This is a genomic window from Pseudomonas sp. GL_090 (assembly GCF_057837765.1).
The window spans coordinates 5,895,765-5,917,574 of record NZ_CM174452.1; the positions used below are offsets into that span (position 1 = coordinate 5,895,765).

At 60.9% G+C, this 21,810-nt stretch carries 17 protein-coding genes; 14 read left to right on the forward strand and 3 right to left on the reverse strand.

All coding sequences use genetic code 11. The annotated features are described in order from the left end of the window. Positions 1 to 197 precede the first annotated feature (197 nt). From AC3ITA_RS26695 to AC3ITA_RS26720, 6 genes are all read left to right on the forward strand, one after another. Positions 198 to 1,142 (forward strand): choline ABC transporter substrate-binding protein, encoded by a 945-nt coding sequence (locus AC3ITA_RS26695; protein ID WP_095944886.1) that lies wholly within the window; start codon positions 198 to 200, stop codon positions 1,140 to 1,142. 95 nt (positions 1,143 to 1,237) lie between these two features. After that, the gene (cdhC, locus tag AC3ITA_RS26700; protein WP_414929540.1) at positions 1,238 to 2,125 is read left to right on the forward strand and encodes a 3-dehydrocarnitine:acetyl-CoA trimethylamine transferase CdhC; all 888 of its coding nucleotides are present in this window, start codon (positions 1,238 to 1,240) and stop codon (positions 2,123 to 2,125) included. A 141-nt stretch (positions 2,126 to 2,266) separates the two neighbouring features. After that, the gene (locus AC3ITA_RS26705; protein ID WP_095944885.1) at positions 2,267 to 3,232 is read left to right on the forward strand and encodes an L-carnitine dehydrogenase; all 966 of its coding nucleotides are present in this window, start codon (positions 2,267 to 2,269) and stop codon (positions 3,230 to 3,232) included. A 124-nt stretch (positions 3,233 to 3,356) separates the two neighbouring features. Further along, positions 3,357 to 3,833: a thioesterase family protein gene (locus AC3ITA_RS26710; protein ID WP_150672047.1), complete on the forward strand. Its 477-nt coding sequence runs from the start codon at positions 3,357 to 3,359 to the stop codon at positions 3,831 to 3,833. A gap of 13 nt (positions 3,834 to 3,846) precedes the next feature. Continuing rightward, entirely contained in the window at positions 3,847 to 5,010 is a 1,164-nt protein-coding gene (locus AC3ITA_RS26715) for a gamma-butyrobetaine dioxygenase (protein WP_150672048.1), read from the forward strand. Between the two features lie 385 nt (positions 5,011 to 5,395). Then, positions 5,396 to 5,662, forward strand: coding sequence for a hypothetical protein (locus tag AC3ITA_RS26720; protein WP_095944882.1), 267 nt, complete (start codon positions 5,396 to 5,398; stop codon positions 5,660 to 5,662). 111 nt (positions 5,663 to 5,773) lie between these two features. Here the strand turns inward: AC3ITA_RS26720 and gbdR are convergent, their stop codons facing one another. After that, complete coding sequence (gene gbdR, locus AC3ITA_RS26725) at positions 5,774 to 6,877, reverse strand: choline metabolism transcriptional regulator GbdR (RefSeq protein ID WP_007975492.1); 1,104 nt, start codon at positions 6,875 to 6,877, stop codon at positions 5,774 to 5,776. A gap of 522 nt (positions 6,878 to 7,399) precedes the next feature. Then, positions 7,400 to 8,776: an L-serine ammonia-lyase gene (locus AC3ITA_RS26730; protein ID WP_489278824.1), complete on the reverse strand. Its 1,377-nt coding sequence runs from the start codon at positions 8,774 to 8,776 to the stop codon at positions 7,400 to 7,402. Positions 8,777 to 9,211: 435 nt separating this feature from the next. On the opposite strand from AC3ITA_RS26730, the gene AC3ITA_RS26735 reads away from it, so the two are divergent. The 3 genes from AC3ITA_RS26735 to choV all read left to right on the forward strand — a co-directional run bounded on the left by AC3ITA_RS26735 (position 9,212) and on the right by choV (position 12,243). Next, the gene (locus tag AC3ITA_RS26735) at positions 9,212 to 10,156 is read left to right on the forward strand and encodes a choline ABC transporter substrate-binding protein (protein ID WP_095944880.1); all 945 of its coding nucleotides are present in this window, start codon (positions 9,212 to 9,214) and stop codon (positions 10,154 to 10,156) included. Between the two features lie 66 nt (positions 10,157 to 10,222). Beyond that, on the forward strand, positions 10,223 to 11,068 hold the full coding sequence (gene choW / locus AC3ITA_RS26740; RefSeq protein WP_095944879.1) for a choline ABC transporter permease subunit: 846 nt from the start codon (positions 10,223 to 10,225) through the stop codon (positions 11,066 to 11,068). Next, positions 11,065 to 12,243 (forward strand): choline ABC transporter ATP-binding protein, encoded by a 1,179-nt coding sequence (choV, locus tag AC3ITA_RS26745; RefSeq protein ID WP_095944878.1) that lies wholly within the window; start codon positions 11,065 to 11,067, stop codon positions 12,241 to 12,243. Before choW ends, choV begins: the two co-directional genes overlap by 4 nt. A 197-nt stretch (positions 12,244 to 12,440) precedes the next feature. On the opposite strand, the gene AC3ITA_RS26750 is transcribed toward choV, so the two are convergent. Further along, a complete protein-coding gene (locus AC3ITA_RS26750; protein WP_224789981.1) occupies positions 12,441 to 14,381 on the reverse strand; it encodes a BCCT family transporter in 1,941 nt (646 codons plus the stop codon). A gap of 381 nt (positions 14,382 to 14,762) precedes the next feature. Here AC3ITA_RS26750 and betI point away from each other — a divergent pair, with 381 nt between their 5' ends. The 5 genes from betI to AC3ITA_RS26775 all read left to right on the forward strand — a co-directional run bounded on the left by betI (position 14,763) and on the right by AC3ITA_RS26775 (position 21,807). Then, a complete protein-coding gene (gene betI, locus AC3ITA_RS26755; protein WP_095944876.1) occupies positions 14,763 to 15,356 on the forward strand; it encodes a transcriptional regulator BetI in 594 nt (197 codons plus the stop codon). Between the two features lie 62 nt (positions 15,357 to 15,418). Next, positions 15,419 to 16,891 carry a betaine-aldehyde dehydrogenase gene (betB, locus tag AC3ITA_RS26760; RefSeq protein WP_095944875.1) on the forward strand — a complete coding sequence of 491 codons (1,473 nt, stop codon included), beginning with the start codon at positions 15,419 to 15,421 and terminating at the stop codon, positions 16,889 to 16,891. A 151-nt stretch (positions 16,892 to 17,042) separates the two neighbouring features. After that, positions 17,043 to 18,743, forward strand: a complete 1,701-nt coding sequence (betA, locus tag AC3ITA_RS26765) for a choline dehydrogenase (RefSeq protein WP_150672049.1) — start codon at positions 17,043 to 17,045, stop codon at positions 18,741 to 18,743. Between the two features lie 284 nt (positions 18,744 to 19,027). Next, positions 19,028 to 20,470: a TldD/PmbA family protein gene (locus AC3ITA_RS26770; protein WP_489278826.1), complete on the forward strand. Its 1,443-nt coding sequence runs from the start codon at positions 19,028 to 19,030 to the stop codon at positions 20,468 to 20,470. Next, the gene (locus tag AC3ITA_RS26775) at positions 20,470 to 21,807 is read left to right on the forward strand and encodes a TldD/PmbA family protein (RefSeq protein ID WP_150672051.1); all 1,338 of its coding nucleotides are present in this window, start codon (positions 20,470 to 20,472) and stop codon (positions 21,805 to 21,807) included. The genes AC3ITA_RS26770 and AC3ITA_RS26775 overlap by 1 nt, the downstream gene beginning before the upstream one ends. Positions 21,808 to 21,810 lie beyond the last annotated feature (3 nt).

Sequence of the window (21,810 nt, forward strand, 5' to 3'; positions counted from 1 at the left end):
GAGGCCAGGTAACGAGAGGGCGGGCAGCCTAGGGATGTTGATACGCCACTTGCGAGCGGCATTCAAGAGCGCAGGTCGCTGCAGTGCAAGAGCTGGTCGCCGCAGTGCGTTTTCATCGGTGCTTTGCTGCGTAACTTGGCATCACCGGCGCATCAGACACCGGAACTCACAATAAACGAACTGCCGAGGAACCTGAGATGAAACGACTGATCAGCAGCTGTGTTCTTGCACTCAGTGGTACCGCTTTGCTGAGCGCCAGTGTCATGGCCGCCGAACCCGCCGCGTGTCAGAACGTGCGCATGGGTGTAGTGAACTGGACCGACGTGATCGCCACCAGTGCCATGACCCAGGTATTGCTCGATGGCCTCGGCTACAGCACCAAACAAACCAGCGCCTCCCAGCAAATCATCTTCGCCGGGATCCGCGACCAGCGTCTGGACCTGTTCCTCGGTTACTGGAACCCGCTGATGACCCAGACCATCACCCCGTTCGTCGACGCCAAACAAGTCAAGGTGCTTGAAGCGCCGAGCCTGCAGGATGCCCGCGCGACTCTCGCCGTGCCGACCTACCTCGCCGACAAGGGCCTGAAAACCTTCGCTGACATCGCCAAATTCGAAAAGGAACTGGGCGGCAAGATCTACGGCATCGAACCTGGCTCGGGCGCCAACACCCAGATCAAGGCGATGATCTCCAAGAACCAGTTCGGCCTCGGCAAGTTCCAGCTGGTCGAATCCAGCGAAGCAGGCATGCTCGCCGCCGTGGATCGCGCCGTACGTCGCAACGAAGCTGTGGTGTTCTTCGGCTGGGCGCCGCACCCGATGAACGTCAACGTCAAGATGACCTACCTCACCGGCAGCGACGACGCTCTCGGCCCGAACGAAGGCAAGGCCACCGTGTGGACCGTCACAGCACCGACATACACCGAACAATGCCCGAACATCGGTCGCCTGCTGAGCAACCTGACGTTCACCGCCGAAGACGAGAGCCGGATGATGCAGCCACTGCTGGATCACAAGGACGCTTTCGAGTCGGCCAAACAATGGCTCAAGGATCACCCGCTGGACAAAAAACGCTGGCTTGAAGGTGTCACCACCTTCGACGGCAAACCGGCCGCTGAAAACCTGCAACTGACCACTAAATAAACACGATTGAACCACCGACTCGCAGCCCCAACGGGCTGCGGACGGGACCACCACGCCTGGCCAAAGCCAAAAACTCGCCTGTAAGGAATCGCCTCATGAACCACGACGTCATCATCACCTGCGCACTCACCGGTGCTGGCGACACGACCGCCAAGAGCCCACACGTGCCGGTCACCCCGAAACAGATCGCCGCTGCCGCCATAGAAGCCGCCAAGGCCGGCGCCACCGTGGTTCACTGCCATGTGCGTGACCCGCAAACCGGCAAGTTCAGCCGTGACGTGGCGCTGTACCGCGAAGTGATGGAGCGCATCCGCGAGGCGGACGTGGACATCATCGTCAACCTCACCGCCGGCATGGGCGGCGACCTGGAAATCGGTGCCGGCGAGAATCCGATGGAATTCGGCCCGAACACCGATCTGGTCGGCCCGTTGACCCGCCTGGCCCACGTCGAAGAACTGCTGCCGGAAATCTGCACCCTCGACTGCGGCACCCTGAACTTCGGCGACGGCGACACCATCTACGTCTCCACCCCGGCCCAGTTGCGTGCCGGCGCCAAACGCATTCAAGAGCTGGGTGTGAAAGCCGAGCTGGAAATCTTCGACACCGGTCACCTGTGGTTCGCCAAGCAGATGATCAAGGAAGGCCTGCTCGACAACCCGTTGTTCCAGCTGTGCCTGGGTATCCCTTGGGGCGCACCGGCGGACACCACCACCATGAAAGCCATGGTCGACAACCTGCCGGCCGATGCGGTCTGGGCTGGCTTCGGTATCGGCCGGATGCAGATGCCGATGGCGGCGCAAGCGGTGTTGCTCGGCGGCAACGTACGGGTCGGCCTGGAAGACAATCTGTGGCTGGACAAGGGCGTGCTGGCGACCAACGGCCAACTGGTCGAGCGCGCCAGCGAAATCCTCAGCCGCCTTGGCGCCCGCGTCCTGACCCCGGCTGAAGGCCGGGCAAAAATGGGCCTGACCAAGCGCGGTTGACCCTACCCACTTTCCCCCTGTGGGAGCGAGCCTGCTCGCGATAGCGGTTTACCTGCCTCAATTGATGCATCGGATGTACCGACGCCATCGCGAGCAGGCTCGCTCCCACAGTTTTTTCCGAGCCAAATTCAGGAATCGACCATGAGCTTTATCACCGAAATCAAAACCTTCGCAGCGTTAGGCAGCGGTGTCATCGGCAGCGGTTGGGTGTCCCGCGCCCTCGCCCATGGCCTGGATGTAGTGGCCTGGGACCCGGCCCCCGGCGCTGAAGCCGCCTTGCGCAAACGCGTCGCCAATGCCTGGGGCGCGCTGGAGAAACAAGGCCTGGCGCCGGGTGCATCGCAAGATCGCCTGCGCTTTGTCGCGACCATCGAAGAGTGCGTGCGCGATGCCGATTTCATCCAGGAGAGCGCCCCGGAACGACTGGAGCTGAAACTGGACCTGCACAGCAAAATCAGCGCGGCGGCCAAGCCCAATGCGTTGATCGGCTCCAGCACCTCTGGCCTGTTGCCAAGCGAGTTCTACGAGAGCGCCACGCATCCTGAACGCTGCGTGGTCGGTCACCCGTTCAACCCGGTTTACCTGCTGCCCTTGGTGGAAGTGGTCGGCGGCAAAAACACCGCCCCTGAAGCGGTGCAAGCGGCCATGAGGGTCTATGAATCCCTGGGCATGCGCCCGCTGCACGTGCGCAAGGAAGTACCGGGTTTCATCGCCGACCGCCTGCTCGAAGCGCTGTGGCGTGAGGCCCTGCACCTGGTCAACGACGGCGTGGCGACCACCGGCGAAATCGACGATGCCATCCGCTTCGGCGCGGGCTTGCGCTGGTCGTTCATGGGCACCTTCCTGACCTACACCCTGGCCGGCGGCGATGCCGGCATGCGCCACTTCATGGCGCAGTTCGGCCCGGCGTTGCAGTTGCCGTGGACCTACCTGCCGGCACCGGAGTTGACCGACAAACTGATCGACGACGTGGTCGATGGCACCAGCGATCAACTGGGTAAACACAGCATTTCGGCGCTGGAGCGCTATCGTGATGACTGCCTGCTGGCGGTGCTGGAGGCGGTGAAGACCACCAAAGAGAAGCATGGGATGGCTTTCAGCGAGTAATCGACAATCTGGACTGGCCCCATCGCCAGCAGGCTGGCTCCCACAGGGGAATGCATTCCAATGTGGGAGCCAGCCTGCTGGCGATGACGGCACTCCAATCATAATCTGTTCTGGATCAGCCATCATGCCCACCCTCACCACCTACCAAACCACCATCATCCCCGACTGGGTCGACTACAACGGCCACCTGCGCGACGCCTTCTATCTGCTGATCTTCAGCTACGCCACCGACGCCCTGATGGATCGCCTGGGCCTGGACAGCAACAGCCGCGAGGCCAGCGGCAACTCGCTGTTCACCCTCGAACTGCACCTGAACTACCTGCACGAAGTGAAGCTCGACGCCAAGGTCGAAGTGCACACCCAAATCATCGCCCACGACAGCAAGCGCGTGCACCTCTATCACAGCCTGCATCTGGTCGGTGATGCCCAGGAACTTGCAGGCAATGAACAGATGCTGCTGCACGTGGATCTCGCCGGGCCGCGTTCGGCGCCGTTCAGCGAACAATCCTTGAGCCGGCTGCAAGCCATCGTCGCCGAACAGGAGGACCTGCCTGCGCCCGATTACGTTGGCCGAGTGATCGCATTACCCCCAAAAAAATAACAAGGAGATCGCCATGAATACCGCCGCAGCATTTGCCGACTTTCGTACCTATCCGTTGATCAGCGCGCTGACTGGCGTGCAGACCCTGGCGGACCGTATTCTGGTGAAGTGGGCCGACGATCGCGTCAGCCCTTTCCACCATCAATGGCTGCGGGATAACTGCCCGTGCCCGCAGTGCGTCTACACCGTGACCCGCGAGCAAGTGCTGGAAATCGTCGATGTGGCTCAAGATCTGATACCCGAACAAGTGCACATCGACACCGATGGTTGCCTGTCGGTGGATTGGCGGGACGGCCACAGCAGCCGCTTCGACCCCGGCTGGCTGCGCGCCCACGCCTATGACGAGGAATCCCGCGCCGAGCGCCAGGCACGCAAGCCAAAAGCCAGGCTCTGGCACAGCGATTTGCGGTTGCCGGTGTTCGAATATCAAGCACTGATGACGGATAACGACGCTCTGTTGCAATGGCTGTTGGCGGTGCGGGATGTCGGATTGACCCAGGTCCGAGGCGTGCCCACCGAACCCGGTTCTCTGAAGCTGATCGCCCAACGCATTTCCTTCATCCGCGAGAGCAATTTCGGCGTGCTGTTCAATGTGCAATCCAAGGCCGACGCCGACAGCAACGCCTACACCGCCTTCAACCTGCCACTGCACAGCGATTTGCCGACCCGGGAGCTGCAACCGGGGCTGCAATTCCTGCATTGCCTGGTCAATGACGCCGAGGGTGGCGAGAGCATTTTTGTCGACGGTTTTGCCATTGCCGACGCCTTGCGCCGGGAAGATCCCGGATCCTTCAAAAGCCTCTGCGAAATCCCCGTGGAATTTCGCAACAAGGACCGTCACAGCGACTACCGCTGCCTCGCGCCGATCATCGCCCTGGATGCGTTGGGGCAGGTGTCGGAAATCCGCATGGCGAACTTTCTGCGCGGGCCGTTCGATGCCTCGGTGGAGCAGATGCCCAAGCTCTACCACGCCTATCGGCGCTTTATCGCAATGACCCGCGAACCTCGATTCAGGCTGATGCAGCGGCTCAATCCCGGCGAGCTCTGGTGCTTCGACAACCGTCGCACCCTGCATGCCCGCAACGCCTTCGACCCCGCCACCGGGGCGCGGCACTTCCAGGGCTGCTATGTGGACCGGGATGAGTTGTTGTCGCGGATTCTGGTTTTACAACGCTAGACCGCGTCATCGTTCATCGCGAGCAGGCTCGCTCCCACAGTTGACCGGGTTCTCTCATGGGAACGCGGTTGAATGTGGGAGTGAGCCTGCTCGCGATGGCACCCGGACAGACACCGCATATCTCCCTGAATCACAGACAAAAAAAACCCCGATCAAGCCGTGACAGGATCGAGGCAGAGGGTACTGTTGAGGAGCTGCCGTGCGAGGGTGACCAAACCTTCGTGAAGCGAGCTGAGTCCAGTGTGCCCACTCCCCCGCGCGCCAGGTTAGCCGAAAACGACATGTTCATAACCAATTGAGCCATTGCGACAATTCGTCCTTGCCGACACCCGGTACCCCTACCAGAATCGAACCACGACACCGTTCCCTGAAGAAGGATTGCGTCATGATGCACGCCGATTTGATAGACCAGGAAGACCTGTTGGGCCAGCTCAAGTCGTTGGGCTTCAACGTGCCCAACGGAGCCACCGCCGAGCAGGCTTGCGAATGCGTGGTAAGGGGCCTGGACGATGCTCGGGCGTATGAGCTTCGCAAGATGGTCAAGGAAATGTACACCAGCAGCGCGACGATCCTGCCGGCAGTGCGCCAGGCCATCGACAAACAACTGCTGCCGGCGTTGTCGGAGTACCAGCAAAGCCACACCGCCCGATAAAACGCCTTCGCGAGCAAGTCGGATCGCCGCACCGCCGCTCCCACATTGGTTCTGTGAACAACACAGATCAAATGTGGGAGCGAGCCTGCTCGCGAATGAAGTCGACCTGGTCTAGAGCCTTACACTGGCAAACGTCGACTCATTGCGCGCCTGGCTCAGCGCCGACAACGGCCCGGACAACGGCGACAGCACCAGTGCTTGTGGCAGCGGCATCATCGCCACTTGCTGGGTGGTGTTGGACCCTACGCGCTCGTCACGTGGAGGAATGCCGAAGTATTCGCGGTAGCACTTGGAGAAGTGCGGCGTGGACACGAAACCACAGACCGATGCCACTTCGATGATCGACATCGGCGTTTGCTTGAGCAGCTGGCGCGCACGGATCAGGCGCAGCTTGAGGTAGTAACGCGACGGCGAGCAGTGCAGGTATTTCTGGAACAGCCGCTCCAGCTGGCGACGGGACACCGCGACATACACCGCCAGTTCGTCCAGGTCGATCGGCTCTTCGAGGTTGGCTTCCATCAGCGCAACGATTTCCTGCAACTTCGGCTGGTTGGTGCCGAGCATGTGCTTGAGCGGCACACGCTGATGATCCTGCTCGTTGCGGATGCGCTCGTAGACGAACATCTCCGAAATGGCCGCCGACAGCTCACGACCGTGATCGCGACTGATCAAGTGCAGCATCATGTCCAGCGGCGCGGTGCCGCCGGAGCTGGTGAAACGGTTACGGTCGAGGGTGAACAGGCGAGTACTCATCGCTACACGCGGGAAAGCTTCCTGCATCGCCGCCAGGCATTCCCAGTGCACGCTGCAATCAAAACCGTCGAGCAGGCCGGCGCAGGCCAGGGCCCAGCTGCCGGTGCACACCGCACCGAGACGGCGGGACTGGCGAGCCTGGCTTTGCAGCCATGACACGTGTTCGCGGGTAACAGTGCGCTGGATGCCGATACCGCCGCACACAATGACCGTGTCCATTGGCGGGGCTTTGTGCATGGAGGCGTCGGGGGTGATCTGCAGGCCGTCACTGGCCCAGACCTGGCCGCCATCGACGGTGAGGGTGGTCCAGCGATACAGCTCGCGACCGGACAACTGGTTGGCCATGCGCAGGGGTTCCACTGCGGAGGCCAGAGAAATCAGCGTGAAATTGTCCAGCAGCAGAAAGCCGATGGATTGAGGCGCACGGTTCTGGGGTTGGGCCCCGGAGTTGAACGTCGTCATCGCGGTATCTCCTCACACAAAGCGGGTGATGGCCTCAGGCGGAGGCTCTTTTTATTGCCATCGTTCTCGCGTGGGAGACGGGCTTTGTAATGACAGAGCAATTGCCATGCCTAAATTTGAATGCGCGTTCAATAACTCCTAAAAACGACGTCGGAATGTGTCTACATATGTCTTGCAAGGCAGGGGGATTTAAATGGCCATCAGGGCTGGCAAGCGCCCCGCCCCACAAGCTGTGAGCAATTCGGTAGCACTTGTGGGAACGGCGTTGCGCCGCGATGGAAGGGAGTGTCACCGCAGGCACGGGTGACAGGCGGTCGAAGGCCGGTTGGCCCTTGATCAGTGGCAAGACGATTTATCTGTGAGCGACGCGCCAAAAGGTGGCGCGTTTTAAACCGGGTGTTCACTTAGCGCGCAGTTTTGACTGGTCTGCCCCTATCGCCAGCAGGCTGGCTCCCACAGGTTTTGTGGTCGATACAAATCTACTGTGGGAGCCAGCCTGCTGGCGATAGGGGCGATGCGGTCTCAGCACTCCACTGCGCTAACCGCCAACCCACCCCGCGATGTCTCCTTATATTTGTCATGCATATCGGCACCAGTATCGCGCATGGTGCGGATCACCCGATCCAGCGAAATGAAATGCTGGCCATCACCGCGCAATGCCATTTGCGCGGCATTGATCGCCTTCACTGCGGCGATTGCGTTGCGCTCGATGCACGGCACCTGGACCAGCCCACCCACCGGGTCGCAGGTCAGGCCGAGGTTGTGTTCCAGACCGATCTCCGCCGCGTTGCACAATTGCTCTGGCGTGGCGCCAAGGATTTCCGCCAACCCGGCGGCCGCCATGGCACAGGCCGAACCGACTTCGCCCTGGCAGCCGACTTCGGCACCGGAGATCGATGCGTTCTTCTTGCACAGGATTCCCACCGCCGCCGCGCCGAGGAAGTAGTCGACGACATTGGCGTCGGTCACGGCTTCGCTGAATTTCATGAAGTAGTGCAGCACCGCCGGAATGATCCCCGCCGCACCGTTGGTCGGTGCCGTGACCATGCGTCCGCCAGCGGCGTTTTCTTCGTTGACCGCCAGGGCGAACAGGTTGACCCATTCCATGGCGCTCAAGGTCGAGCCGATCACATTGGGTTTGTTCAGTTCCTGCAGGCTGCGATGCAGCTTGGCCGCGCGACGGCGCACGTTCAGCCCGCCGGGCAGGATGCCTTCGTGCTTCAGGCCTTGTTCGACGCAATCCTGCATGGCGCGCCAGAGCTTCATCAGGCCGCTGCGGATTTCGTCCTCGCTGCGCCACACCCTCTCGTTGGCCATCATTAATTCAGCTACACGCAGCTTGTGTTTTTTACACAGCTCCAGCAGCTCGGCAGCGCTGGAAAAGTCATATGGCAACACGGTGCGGTCGAGGTCGACGACACCGCTGGAGGCCTGAGCCTCATCGACGACAAAACCGCCGCCGACCGAATAGTAGGTGTCGCGATACAACTCGCCGTCATCGCCTTCGACAATAAGAGTCATGGCGTTGGGGTGGAATGGCAGGTTCTCGTCGATCAGGCGCATGTCCCGGGCCCAGATGAAGGGCACTGGCAAGCGACTGTCGAGCAGCAGCGTATCGGTCTCGCGCAGGGTGGCGATGCGAATGCCGATTTGCGACGGATCGATCGCATCCGGCCACTCGCCCATCAGGCCCATGATCACGGCATTGTCGCTGCCGTGGCCGATGCCGGTGGCCGACAATGAACCGAACAACTGGACTTCGACACGCCGCACCTGCTCAAGCAACCCCCGCTCGCGCAGGCCCTGCACAAACAACGCCGCCGCCCGCATGGGACCCACGGTGTGTGAACTGGAAGGGCCGATGCCGATTTTGAACAGGTCGAAAACACTGATAGCCATTACTGCCGAACTCCTGGATAGGCTCACTGCGCACGCAAAAGCGCACGATGACGGAGCTGCTACGCTCAAGCTGCAATCCGCCGAGATGACCGCATCATCAAGCTTTTATCCAGTTGTTCGACGTCTCTAACCGACGCACTCATGCCCACCAGCGCCGCGTGTCTTTTACGCTGTGTTTTCACCGTTTTTTTGCGGTTCAGAGGGGGAAATCGGGCTGAAAAAATCTGTAAACGACGTCACCGACACTGGATGCGACCATCCCTGTACTGGATACGACGCACCCTGTAGGCGTCAGATTTTCACTGGTACATGATCATATCGACTCGATTGCAAGGCGACGTGGTAGAGCTGTCTCCAGAACGCCATCCAACCGCAACCTATAAGTGCGGTGGTCCAGTCGGAACACTGCCAAAAAAAACACCAAGGAGTCCATCCATGAAAGGTTCCCCGTCGTTGTTGTTGGCCGCCATGCTTAGTCTGCCGGTTCTGGCGCAAGCCGCAGAACCGGCGCAATGCAGTACCGTAAACTTCTCCGATGTCGGCTGGACCGACATCACCGCGACTACCGCGACCACCAGCGTTGTGCTCAACGCCCTCGGCTACAAGACCAAGACCACCATGATTTCCGTGCCCGTGACCTACAAGTCCCTGGCCGACGGCAAGAACATGGACGTGTTCCTGGGCAACTGGATGCCGACCATGGAAAACGACATCAAGGCCTACCGCGATGCCGGCACCGTGGAAACCGTGCGCACCAACCTCAAGGGCGCCAAGTACACCCTCGCCGTCCCTCAGGCGCTGTACGACAAGGGCCTGCATGACTTCGCCGATATCGCCAAATTCAAGAAAGAGCTCGACGGCAAGATCTACGGCATCGAGCCTGGCAACGACGGCAATCGTCTGATCCAGAGCATGATCGACAAGGATGCCTTCGGCCTGAAGACCGCCGGTTTCAAAGTCGTCGAATCCTCCGAAGCCGGCATGCTGTCGCAGGTCGACCGCGCGCAGAAACGCGACACCGCCGTGGTGTTCCTCGGCTGGGCGCCGCACCCGATGAACAAGCGCTTCAAGATTCAATACCTGACCGGTGGTGATGACTTCTTCGGCCCGGACTTCGGTGCCGCCACCGTGGCGACCAACACCCGCAAGGGTTATGCGCAGGAGTGCGGCAACGTCGGCCAGTTGCTGAAGAACCTGGAGTTCACCGTCGACATGGAAAGTGAACTGATGGGCAACATCCTGGACGACAAGATGAAGCCTGACGCGGCCGCCAAGGCCTGGCTGAAAAAGAATCCACAGGTGCTCGATACCTGGCTCGCTGGCGTGACCACCATTGACGGTAAACCTGGCCTGGAGGCCGTGAAAGCCAAACTGCAGTAATCGCTTATGCCGGGCAGGTTCGCCTGCCCGGGCTGTTTATTTCCTTGCATGCGGACGTTCACTACCATGCTGATTGATCAGAAAATACCCCTAGGCCAGTACATCGCAGGCTTCGTTGAATGGTTGACGCAACACGGCGCCAACACCTTCGACGCCATCGCCGTGACACTGGAAACGATGATCCACGGCGTGACGTTTGCGCTGACCTGGTTCAACCCGCTGGCATTGATCGGCCTGATCGCACTACTGGCACACTTCATTCAACGCAAATGGGGCCTGACCGCGTTTGTCGTTGCCTCCTTTCTGCTGATCCTCAATCTGGGGTACTGGCAGGAAACCATGGAAACCCTCGCCCAGGTGCTGTTCGCCACCCTGGTCTGCGTGGTCATCGGCGTGCCGCTGGGCATCGTCGCCGCGCATAAGCCGATGTTCTATACTTTAATGCGTCCGGTACTCGATCTGATGCAGACCGTACCGACCTTCGTGTACCTCATTCCTACCCTCACCCTCTTCGGGCTGGGTGTGGTTCCGGGCCTGATCTCCACGGTAGTGTTCGCCATCGCTGCGCCGATCCGCCTGACCTACCTGGGTATCCGCGATGTTCCGGAAGAATTGATGGACGCCGGCAAGGCCTTCGGCTGCTCGCGTCGCCAATTGCTCTCAAGGATCGAACTGCCCCACGCCATGCCAAGCATCGCGGCCGGCATCACCCAGTGCATCATGCTGTCTCTTTCGATGGTGGTGATCGCGGCACTGGTGGGTGCCGATGGCTTGGGCAAACCGGTGGTCAACGCACTGAACACTGCTGATATCGCCTTGGGCTTCGAAGCAGGCCTGGCGATCGTACTGCTGGCGATCATGCTCGACCGTATCTGCAAACAACCCGACGCCAAAGTAGGGGGTGATGCATGAGCATTATTCGCTTTGATAACGTTGACGTTATCTTCTCCAGGGATCCACGCGAGGCGCTCAAGCTGCTGGATCAAGGCATGACCCGTAACGAGATCCTGAAAAAGACCGGGCAGATCGTGGGGGTCGAAAAGGCCAGCCTGGATATCGAAAAAGGTGAGATCTGCGTACTGATGGGCCTGTCCGGTTCCGGCAAGTCCAGCCTGTTGCGCTGCATCAACGGCCTCAACACCGTCAGCCGTGGCAAGTTGTTCGTCGAACACGAAGGCAAGCAGATCGACATTGCCTCCTGTACCCCGGCGGAACTGAAAATGATGCGCACCAAGCGCATCGCGATGGTGTTCCAGAAGTTCGCCCTGATGCCTTGGCTGACGGTGCGCGAGAACATCAGCTTTGGCCTGGAAATGCAGGGTCGTCCGGAAAAGGAACGACGCAAACTGGTGGACGAAAAGCTTGAGCTGGTGGGCCTGGCCCAGTGGCGCAACAAGAAACCCGATGAGCTGTCCGGTGGCATGCAGCAACGCGTGGGCCTGGCCCGTGCGCTGGCGATGGACGCCGACATTCTGCTGATGGACGAACCGTTCTCGGCCCTCGACCCGCTGATCCGCCAGGGCCTGCAAGACGAGCTGCTGGAACTGCAACGCAAGTTGCACAAGACCATCGTCTTCGTGAGCCACGACCTTGATGAAGCGCTGAAACTCGGCAGCCGTATCGCGATCATGAAGGACGGCCGGATCATCCAGTACAGCAAACCGGAAGAAATCGTCCTCAACCCTGCGGACGATTACGTGCGGACCTTCGTAGCCCACACCAACCCGTTGAACGTGCTGTGCGGCCGCAGCCTGATGCGCAGCCTGGACAACTGCAAACGCATCAACGGTTCGGTATGTCTCGATCCGGGCGGCGATTCGTGGCTGGACCTGGCTGAAGGCAACACCATCAAAGGCGCACGCAAGAACGGCTCGAACATGGACCTGCAGAACTGGATGCCTGGGCAAGCCGTCGAAGGCCTGGAACGCAAGCCGACTCTGGTGGACTCCAGCATCGGCATGCGCGACGCGTTGCAGATTCGTTATCAGACCGGCAACAAGCTGGTGCTGCACGACAACAACAAGGTGGTGGGGATCCTTGGCGACAGCGAGCTGTATCACGCACTGCTCGGCAAGAACCTGGGGTAAGGCAACAGATGCAAAAACGCCGCGATAGAATCGCGGCGTTTTTGTTTATCGGGACAGCGGGCGCTGCTGTGTTGAAGTTGAAGGCCCCATCGCCAGCAGGCTGGCTCCCACAGGGGAATGCATCCAATGTGGGAGCCAGCCTGCTGGCGATGATGCCGACGCGGAGCTTCTGACTGAAACACCGCGTCACTCACACCTTAGCTGTAAACCCGGCCAAGGAGCTGCCGATGGCTTTCAAACTGATCGAGCACGTCACGGGTGATCTGATCCTGGGTGAAGCCCATCAAGTCGTAGTCCTGGCTGCCGTTGTGCAGGTACACCTCGGCGCGATAGAAACGCTGACGTGCTTCATCGGACTGCGCCGACTCGGTCGGTGTGGCCAGGTAGCCATCCAGGCTCACTTCGTAGACGAAAGGGTTGCCCTCTTCCATCTCCACCCGTACGCCCATGCAACGTTTGGACTTGCCCAGCAGTGTCTGCACTTGCAGGCCTTGAGCACGCATTTGCGCCGTCGCGTCTTCCAGCGCCGGGCTCACGTGCTTGTCCATGAAGCGCTGCACCACCGACTGGCTCGGTTGCAAGTCCAGTTGGGTCAAACGCTCGCTGAAACCACGGCGACCGCGCGCTGCTAGCTCCGCTTGCTCCTGTTCGATCTGCACGTCCTGGCGCATGGCCTTGTGCAAGCCGAACATGAAGAACACCAGCACCACCGAGAACGGCAGACCGGCCAGCACTACCATGGTTTGCATGGCTTCGAAGTTGCCGGCGAACAGCAGGCCGATGGTCACCAGGGTGATCACCGCCGACCAGAAAATCCGCAGCCAGTGCGGCGCATCCTCATCGACATTGCCGCCCTTGCACGAAAGGTTGGCCATCATCACCGCGCCGGAGTCCGCCGGGGTCAGGAACAGCACGAAACCGACAAAGATCGACACGCCGATCACAACCTTCGACGCCGGGTAATGCTCAAGCAACTGGTAGATCGCCATGGACGGCTGTTCCAGCGCAGTCTTTCCGAGCTCCACCGCCCCATGGTTCATCACCAGGTCCAAAGCCGAGTTACCGAAGATCGACAGCCACGCCAGGGTGAAGCCCAGCGGAATCAGCAGCACACCGGCCACCAGTTCGCGCACGGTGCGACCACGGGAAATACGCGCGATGAACATGCCCACGAATGGCGCCCAGGAAATCCACCAGGCCCAGTAGAACAGGGTCCACAGGCCGAGCCAGCGGTCGGACTTCTCACTGTCGCCTTCGTACACATACAGATCGAAGGTCTTGAGCACCACGCCGTTCAGGTAGTCACCGACGTTTTGCACGAAGCCGTTGAGCAGGTGCAGGGTCGGGCCGAACAACAGCACGAAAATCAGCAGGCCGCTGAACAGCACGATGTTGAGGTTGGACAGACGGCGGATACCGTTTTCCACGCCCGACACGGCAGCGATGGTCGCCACGGTGCTCATCACGATGATCACGATCAGCAGGTTGGTGTTGCTGTGTTCCATGCCGAACAGGTTTTCCAGCCCCGATGACACTTGCAGCGAACCGATCCCCAGGTTCGTCACCAGGCCCAGCAGGGTCACGAACATGCCGAAGCCGTCCACCGCGTGTCCGGCCGCGCCCTTGACCCAACGCTCGCCCACCAGCGGATACAACGCCGAACGCAACGCCAGCGGCTGGTTATGCCGGTAGGCAAAGTACGCCACGGCCAAACCTACCAGCGCGTAGATCGCCCAGCCATGCAAGCCCCAGTGCAGGAACGTCAGTTGAACGGCCTGACGGGCGGCAAGGTTGCTGCCGGCCACGCCTTCCGGCGGGTTGAAGTAATGGTCCAGGGGCTCCGACGCGCCGAAGTACAGCAGCGAGATGCCGATACCCGAGGAGAACAGCATTCCCGCCCAGGCGCCGTAGCTGAAGTCCGGGGTGTCGTCCTTGCTGCCCAGTTTCAGTTTGCCGTAGGACGAAAACGCCAGGCCGACGACAAAAATCAGATAGGCGGCAATCACCACCATGTAGTACCAGCCGAAGCTGCGGGACAACCAGGCTTGCGCCGTACCCAGCATTCTGCCGGCCTCTTGCGGGGCGATGATCAGAATGGCGGTCAACAACAGAATCAACGCGGTAGAGGTGTAGAACACCCAACCGTTGACCGTCACCTTCTCGGGTGGGGTCTTTATTAGCGAGGCAGAACTCATGGCACAGATGCTCCGGGCAGTGCGAGAGAAGAACGCAAGGCAAACGGGTTACCCGACCAATCGGTTAGTGGGCAGCCGACCGGCGGGTGATATAAAGACAGCCCGAAAAAAGCCCGAAACCCCTGGAGCGCCGCAGCGCGTAGGTTTCGAGCAGTTTCGGAAGTCGTTTTTTCCGCCGCTACATATAGGAAAAATCTGCAGGCAGCGACGATTTGTCGCAGATCTTATTCTTTGTTGATTGAACGTTCAATCAAAACAAAATAGACTGGCCTTCAACCCGGTTGCCGTCGTACGTCCACCGGAAGGCCTAAGGAGATGTGCAAGATGCCCAAGGTCGGTATGCAACCCATCCGTCGCCAGCAATTGATCGAAGCCACTTTGCAGGCCGTCGATCAGGTCGGAATGGGGGACGCCAGCATTGCGCTGATCGCCCGTTTGGCCGGTGTCTCGAATGGCATCATCAGTCACTACTTTCAGGACAAGAACGGCCTGATTGCCGCCACCATGGGGTACCTGATGGCCGTCCTGAGCGAGAACGTCACCCTGCGCCGACTGGCGCTGACAGACGACAGCCCGAGGGCACATCTGCAGGTGATCATCGAAGGCAACTTCGACGCCAGCCAGGTCAATGGCCCGGCAATGAAAACCTGGCTGGCCTTCTGGGCCACCAGCATGCACCAGCCGTCTTTGCACAGGTTGCAGCGGATCAACGATCACCGCCTGTATTCCAACCTGTGCTGCCAGTTCCGCCGTGTGCTGCCGCTCAAGGATGCGCGCAGTGCCGCCCGAGGCCTGGCAGCGTTGATTGACGGCTTGTGGTTGCGCGGCGCGCTGTCGGGAGACGCTTTCGACACCGAGCAGGCGCAACAGATTGCTTACGAATACATGGATACCCAACTGGCAAAGCGGGTGAGTTAGAGCACACATAAACGCTCAACCACCGAACCGCGCCAGCCACTTAATGCTCTTGCGAGGACTTTATGGCCCGTTTCGAACTGCAAAAACTCTACATCGATGGCGCGTACAGCGACGCCAGCAGCGACGCCACTTTCGAAGCCATCAACCCGGCTAACGGTGAAGTCCTCGCAAAAGTGCAACGTGCGACCTTCGATGACGTCGAGCGTGCCGTCGTCAGCGCCGAGAAGGGCCAGAAAATCTGGGCCGCCATGACCGCCATGGAGCGTTCGCGCATCCTGCGTCGTGCCGTGGAAATCCTGCGCGAGCGCAACGACGAACTGGCCGCCCTGGAAACCCTGGACACCGGCAAGGCCTACTCTGAAACCCGCTACGTCGACATCGTCACCGGCGCTGACGTGCTGGAGTACTACGCAGGCCTGGTACCGGCCATCGAAGGCGAGCAGATTCCGCTGCGCACCACTTCGTTCGTCTACACCCGTCGCGAGCCGCTGGGCGTCGTGGCCGGTATCGGCGCATGGAACTACCCGATCCAGATCGCCCTGTGGAAATCCGCGCCAGCCCTGGCGGCCGGTAACGCGATGATCTTCAAGCCAAGCGAAGTCACCTCGCTGACCACCCTGAAACTGGCCGAGATCTACACCGAAGCCGGCGTGCCAAACGGTGTGTTCAACGTCCTGACCGGCAGCGGCCGTGAAGTCGGCACCTGGTTGACCGAGCACCCGCGCATCGAGAAAGTTTCGTTCACCGGCGGCACCGACACCGGCAAGAAAGTCATGGCCAGCGCTTCGAGCTCTTCGCTCAAGGACGTGACCATGGAACTGGGCGGCAAATCCCCGCTGATCATCTGCGACGACGCCGACCTCGATCGCGCCGCCGACACCGCGATGATGGCCAACTTCTACAGCTCCGGCCAGGTCTGCACCAACGGCACTCGCGTGTTCGTACCGGCTCACCTGAAGGCCGCTTTCGAAGCCAGGATCGCCGAGCGCGTTGCACGCATCCGCATCGGCAACCCGGAAGACGAAAACACCAACTTCGGTCCGCTGGTCAGCTTTGCGCACATGGAAAGCGTGCTGGGCTACATCGCCAAGGGCAAGGAAGAAGGTGCCCGCCTGCTGTGCGGCGGTGAGCGCCTGACCGACGGCGAATTCGCCAAGGGTGCGTTCGTGGCGCCGACCGTGTTCACCGACTGCACCGACGACATGACCATCGTGCGTGAAGAAATCTTTGGCCCGGTGATGGCGATCCTGTCCTACGAAACCGAGGAAGAAGTGATCCGCCGCGCCAACGACACCGACTTCGGCCTGGCTGCCGGTATCGTCACCAAGGACCTGAACCGCGCGCACCGCGTGATTCATCAACTGGAAGCCGGCATCTGCTGGATCAACGCCTGGGGCGAGTCCGACGCGAAGATGCCGGTTGGCGGCTACAAACAGTCGGGTGTCGGCCGTGAGAACGGCATCAGTTCGCTGAACAACTTCACCCGCATCAAATCGGTACAGGTCGAGCTGGGCGATTACGTCTCGGTGTTCTAAGGCGATATCCGCTTCGCCTGCGAGGCCGTCATCGCCAGCAGGCTGGCTCCCACATTGGAACGCGTACTCCTGTGGGAGCCAGCCTGCTGGCGATCGAGTGCACAGCACTCGCCAAGGCCAGACCTGACCAACATCAAAGAGGGTGCATTCAATGTCCCAAGAATTCGACTACATCATCATCGGTGCCGGCTCGGCCGGTAACACCCTGGCGACTCGTCTGACCGAAGACGCCGGCGTCACCGTCCTGCTGCTCGAAGCGGGCGGCCCGGACTACCGTTTCGACTTCCGCACGCAGATGCCGGCCGCCCTGGCGTTCCCGCTGCAAGGCCGTCGCTACAACTGGGCCTACGAAACCGACCCAGAACCACACATGGATGGCCGTCGCATGGAATGCGGTCGCGGCAAGGGCCTGGGTGGTTCCTCGCTGATCAACGGCATGTGCTACATCCGCGGCAACGCCATGGACTACGACGGCTGGGCGAAACTGCCAGGCCTGGAAGACTGGTCGTACCTGGACTGCCTGCCGTATTTCCGTAAAGCGGAAACCCGTGACATCGGCCCGAACGACTACCACGGTGGCGATGGTCCGGTCAGCGTGACCACGCCGAAAGCCGGCAACAACCCGCTGTTCCACGCCATGGTTGAAGCCGGCGTGCAAGCCGGTTACCCGCGTACCGAAGACTTGAACGGCTACCAGCAGGAAGGCTTCGGCCCGATGGACCGCACCGTGACACCCAAAGGTCGTCGTGCCTCCACCGCCCGTGGTTACCTGGACGTGGCCAAGAAGCGTTCGACCCTGACCATCGTCACCCACGCCCTGACCGACAAGATCCTGTTCGAAGGCAAGCGTGCGGTCGGCGTGCGTTACCTGGTCGGCGCCGCTGAAGAGCGCGTTGAGGTCAAGGCGCGCAAGGAAGTGCTGCTGTGCTCCGGCGCCATCGCTTCGCCGCAGATCCTGCAACGCTCCGGCGTCGGCCCGGCCGAACTGCTGAACAAGCTCGACATTCCGGTGGTCCACGACCTGCCGGGCGTCGGTGAAAACCTGCAGGATCACCTTGAGTTGTACCTGCAATACGCTTGCACCCAACCGGTCTCGCTGTACCCGTCGCTGCTCTTGCACAACCAGCCGGCCATCGGTGCCGAGTGGCTGTTCAACGGCACCGGCATTGGCGCCAGCAATCAGTTCGAAGCCGGCGGTTTCATCCGTACCCGTCCGGAATTCGAATGGCCGAACATCCAGTACCACTTCCTGCCGGTAGCGATTAACTACAACGGCAGCAACGGTGTGAAAGAGCACGGTTTCCAGGCGCACATGGGCTCCATGCGTTCGCCAAGCCGCGGGCGCATCCAGGCCAAGTCCAAGGACCCGCGCCAGCACCCGAGCATCCTGTTCAACTACATGGCCACCGAGCAGGACTGGCAGGAATTCCGCGACGGCATCCGCCTGACCCGGGAAATCATGCAGCAACCTGCACTGGACGCCTTCCGTGGTCGCGAGATCAGCCCGGGCATCGACGTGCAGAGCGACGAGCAACTGGACAAGTTCATCCGCGAACACGCCGAAACCGCGTTCCACCCGTCCTGCTCCTGCAAGATGGGCACCGACGAAATGGCCGTGGTCGATGGCGAAGGTCGCGTGCATGGCATGCAAGGCCTGCGGGTGGTCGATGCGTCGATCATGCCGATCATCACCACCGGCAACCTCAACGCACCAACGATCATGATGGCCGAGAAAATCGCCGACAAGATCCGTGGCCGCAAGCCGTTGCCGCGCAGCACCGCCACTTACTATGTGGCGGGTGAAGCGCCGGTGAAGGGCAAGCCGGTGCGGGAAGTGAGCCAGATCGCTTAAGGCGTTACACCGCGTTACGGCTAATCGCTGGCAGGCCAGCTCCCACAGGGGATCGGTAGTGAACACATATTTTGTGAACACTGAAGATCAAATGTGGGAGCTGGCCTGCCAGCGATGAGGCCCTACAAATCAGCGCACCTCTCCCTGATTCACAGTAATGCCTACCACACCCCTCTTCACTTGATCCTCCCCCCCTTGCAGGCCTAATCTAGCGCCACGCAATCGTTTCACCCCTCTCCTCGCAGCACCGCGCCATCGCCACTCCATTTCCAGGAGGTTCACGAATGTTCGATTTCCATCCCCAGCTCAAGCAGCGCTTCGCTGCCTTGCGCACGGGTGCCGAATTTTTTTCCCTGCGTTATGTGCGCGAATCCGGGCAGTACCTGTCGGTGCGCAAGAACGTCGCCGAACCGCCGAGCCTGAGCCGTGACGAAGGGGCGATGCTGACCGTGCGGGTCAATGGCGTCGAAGCCTACGCGGCCACCAACGACCTATCGCAACAGGGCCTGCAAGCCGCCCTCGAACGCGCCGAACTCCAGGCCCGTCGACTCAAGCCCCACGCCTTGCTGGACCTGCGCGAGCAAGCCGTTTCCAGCGACCGCGCCGATTACTTTTCACCCAACCTCGCTCAGGCTTTCCCGTCCCTGAGCGACTGCTACCAGTTGCTCGGCGCCGAATCCGCCGCAGTGCCCAAGGATGACCGCCTGGTGAACTGGCAGGTCAGCCTCGGTATCACCCACGTCGAGCAGATCTACCTCAACAGCGCCGGTGCCGAACTGCGCCAGGCCCAACGCTTTGTGTACCCCGGCCTGGACGTCACGGCCTACGACGGCAGCGACAGCCAGACCCGCAGCCTTGGCCGCGAGAACTTCGGTCAGCAAGGCGCGGCGGACGTCATCAGCCGCTGCGGCCTGATCGGTGCCGGAGCCCAGGTGGCCGATCAGGCCCTGCAATTGCTCCTGGCGCCGAATACCCCGCAAGGCAAACGCGACCTACTGTTGATGCCCGACCAGATGATGCTGCAGATCCACGAGTCCATCGGCCATCCACTGGAACTGGACCGCATCCTCGGCGACGAGCGCAATTACGCCGGCACCAGTTTCGTCACTGCCTGCGATTTCGGCCGCCTGCAATACGGCTCCGGCCTGCTCAACGTGACCTTCGACCCGGACATCCCCGAAGAGCTCGCCAGCTATGGCCATGACGACGACGGAACGCCTGCCAGCAAACAGTTCCTGATCCGCGAAGGCCTGTTGCTGCGTCCGCTGGGCGGCGCGTTATCGCAATTCCGTGCCGGCATGGACGGTGTCGCCAACAGCCGTGCCTGTGGCTGGAACCGCCCGCCGATCGACCGCATGGCCAACCTCAACATCGAGCCGGGCGATCGGTCCATCGAACAGCTGATCGGCGGCATCGAACACGGCGTGCTGATGTCGACCAACCGCTCATGGTCGATCGACGATGCGCGCAACAAATTCCAGTTCGGCTGCGAATGGGGCCAACTGATCGAAAATGGCGAACTCAAGGGCGTGGTGAAGAACCCCAACTACCGGGGCATCTCCGCGCAATTCTGGAAGAGCCTCAGCGCCGTCGGCGATGCCAGTACCTTGAAGGTCCTCGGCACACCGAACTGCGGCAAGGGTGAACCGAACCAGGTGATCCGCGTCGGCCACGCATCACCGGCCTGCGTGTTCAGCAACGTTGATGTATTCGGAGGAGACGCCTGATGAATCCTTCAAACAGCCAGTCCGCGTCGTTCAAGGCGCTGGTCAACAGCTTGCGTGAGGCGCTTCTCGAGCCCGAGCAGTTCACCCTCAGCTACGCCGCAGAATCGTCGGCCTTCGTACGATTCAACCATGCCAAGGTGCGTCAGGCCGGTCAGGTGCAGCAGGCGAGTATCGGCCTGAAACTGATCAACGAAGGCCGCCATGCCGACCTGCACATCACCCTGGCCGGCGATCCGCAGGTGGATGCGCAGCGCCTGAGCGAAGGTCTGCAACAGTTGCGTGAAACCCTGCCACTGCTGCCTGCGGACCCGTACCTGCTGCTCAACCACAACGGCTGGCAGAGCAACAACGTGCAGTCGCACCCGCTGCCGGACACCGAGCAGGTCGTCGCGCAAATCACCCAGGCCGCCGAAGGCCTGGACCTTGTCGGGTTCTACGCTGCCGGCCCGATCAGTCGTGGCTTTGCCAGTTCTTCGGGCGCCTTTGGCTGGCATCAGGCCAACAGTTTCAACTTCGACTTCAGCCTGTTCCACGAGAACGGCCAGGCCGTGAAAGCCAGCTACGCCGGGCACGACTGGAACAGCGAAGGCTTTGCCAGACGCTTCCAGCAGGCCCGCGAACAGCTTGAGTTTCTGGGCCGGCCGCTGCGCACTTTGCCGCCCGGCCAATACCGCGCCTACCTGGCACCGGCGGCGCTGGAAGAAATCATGGGCATGCTGTGCTGGGGTGGTTTCTCGGCACAGTCGATTGCCAGCAAAAGCAGCCCGCTGCAAAAGCTCTACGGTGGCGACAGCGCGTTCAGCCCGCTGGTCTCGCTGGATGAAAAAGTCAGCGGCTCGCTGAGCCCGGCGTTTTCCGATGAAGGTTATCCACGCAACGATCTTAAGTTGATCGTCGACGGTAAGGCCGGGGCACAACTGGTCAGCTCGCGCAGCGCCGCCGAATACGGCTTGACCGCCAATGGCGCCAGCGGTGGTGAATCGCCGAGCGCGTTGAACATGAAGGCCGGGGCATTGCCTGACGCGGACATCCTCAAGCAATTGGGCACGGGGTTGTACATCAGCAACCTGTGGTACCTGAACTTCTCGGATCAACCGGCCGCACGCCTGACCGGCATGACCCGGTTTGCCACATTCTGGGTCGAGAACGGCGAGATTCAGGCACCGGTAAGCACCATGCGTTTCGATGACAGTGCGTTCAGCCTGCTCGGTTCACAGCTGGAAGCGTTGACCGAGGAGCGCGAAATGTTGCTGTCGGCGAGTACCTATAGTCAGCGGGCGACGGCTTCGGCGTTGTTGCCTGGGGCGCTGGTCAGCCGACTAACTTTGACACTGTAAACA

What these genes read in the sequence shown, in the direction of transcription:
- cdhC (WP_414929540.1), top strand. Translation starts at nt 1,238, where the DNA reads ATGAACCACGACGTCATCATCACCTGCGCACTCACCGGTGCTGGCGAC.
- choW (WP_095944879.1), top strand. Translation starts at nt 10,223, where the DNA reads ATGCTGATTGATCAGAAAATACCCCTAGGCCAGTACATCGCAGGCTTC.
- betI (WP_095944876.1), top strand. Translation starts at nt 14,763, where the DNA reads ATGCCCAAGGTCGGTATGCAACCCATCCGTCGCCAGCAATTGATCGAA.
- choV (WP_095944878.1), top strand. Translation starts at nt 11,065, where the DNA reads ATGAGCATTATTCGCTTTGATAACGTTGACGTTATCTTCTCCAGGGAT.
- AC3ITA_RS26715 (WP_150672048.1), top strand. Translation starts at nt 3,847, where the DNA reads ATGAATACCGCCGCAGCATTTGCCGACTTTCGTACCTATCCGTTGATC.
- AC3ITA_RS26705 (WP_095944885.1), top strand. Translation starts at nt 2,267, where the DNA reads ATGAGCTTTATCACCGAAATCAAAACCTTCGCAGCGTTAGGCAGCGGT.
- betA (WP_150672049.1), top strand. Translation starts at nt 17,043, where the DNA reads ATGTCCCAAGAATTCGACTACATCATCATCGGTGCCGGCTCGGCCGGT.
- AC3ITA_RS26720 (WP_095944882.1), top strand. Translation starts at nt 5,396, where the DNA reads ATGATGCACGCCGATTTGATAGACCAGGAAGACCTGTTGGGCCAGCTC.
- AC3ITA_RS26710 (WP_150672047.1), top strand. Translation starts at nt 3,357, where the DNA reads ATGCCCACCCTCACCACCTACCAAACCACCATCATCCCCGACTGGGTC.
- gbdR (WP_007975492.1), bottom strand. Translation starts at nt 6,877, where the DNA reads ATGACGACGTTCAACTCCGGGGCCCAACCCCAGAACCGTGCGCCTCAA.
- betB (WP_095944875.1), top strand. Translation starts at nt 15,419, where the DNA reads ATGGCCCGTTTCGAACTGCAAAAACTCTACATCGATGGCGCGTACAGC.
- AC3ITA_RS26695 (WP_095944886.1), top strand. Translation starts at nt 198, where the DNA reads ATGAAACGACTGATCAGCAGCTGTGTTCTTGCACTCAGTGGTACCGCT.
- AC3ITA_RS26735 (WP_095944880.1), top strand. Translation starts at nt 9,212, where the DNA reads ATGAAAGGTTCCCCGTCGTTGTTGTTGGCCGCCATGCTTAGTCTGCCG.
- AC3ITA_RS26775 (WP_150672051.1), top strand. Translation starts at nt 20,470, where the DNA reads ATGAATCCTTCAAACAGCCAGTCCGCGTCGTTCAAGGCGCTGGTCAAC.
- AC3ITA_RS26770 (WP_489278826.1), top strand. Translation starts at nt 19,028, where the DNA reads ATGTTCGATTTCCATCCCCAGCTCAAGCAGCGCTTCGCTGCCTTGCGC.
- AC3ITA_RS26730 (WP_489278824.1), bottom strand. Translation starts at nt 8,776, where the DNA reads ATGGCTATCAGTGTTTTCGACCTGTTCAAAATCGGCATCGGCCCTTCC.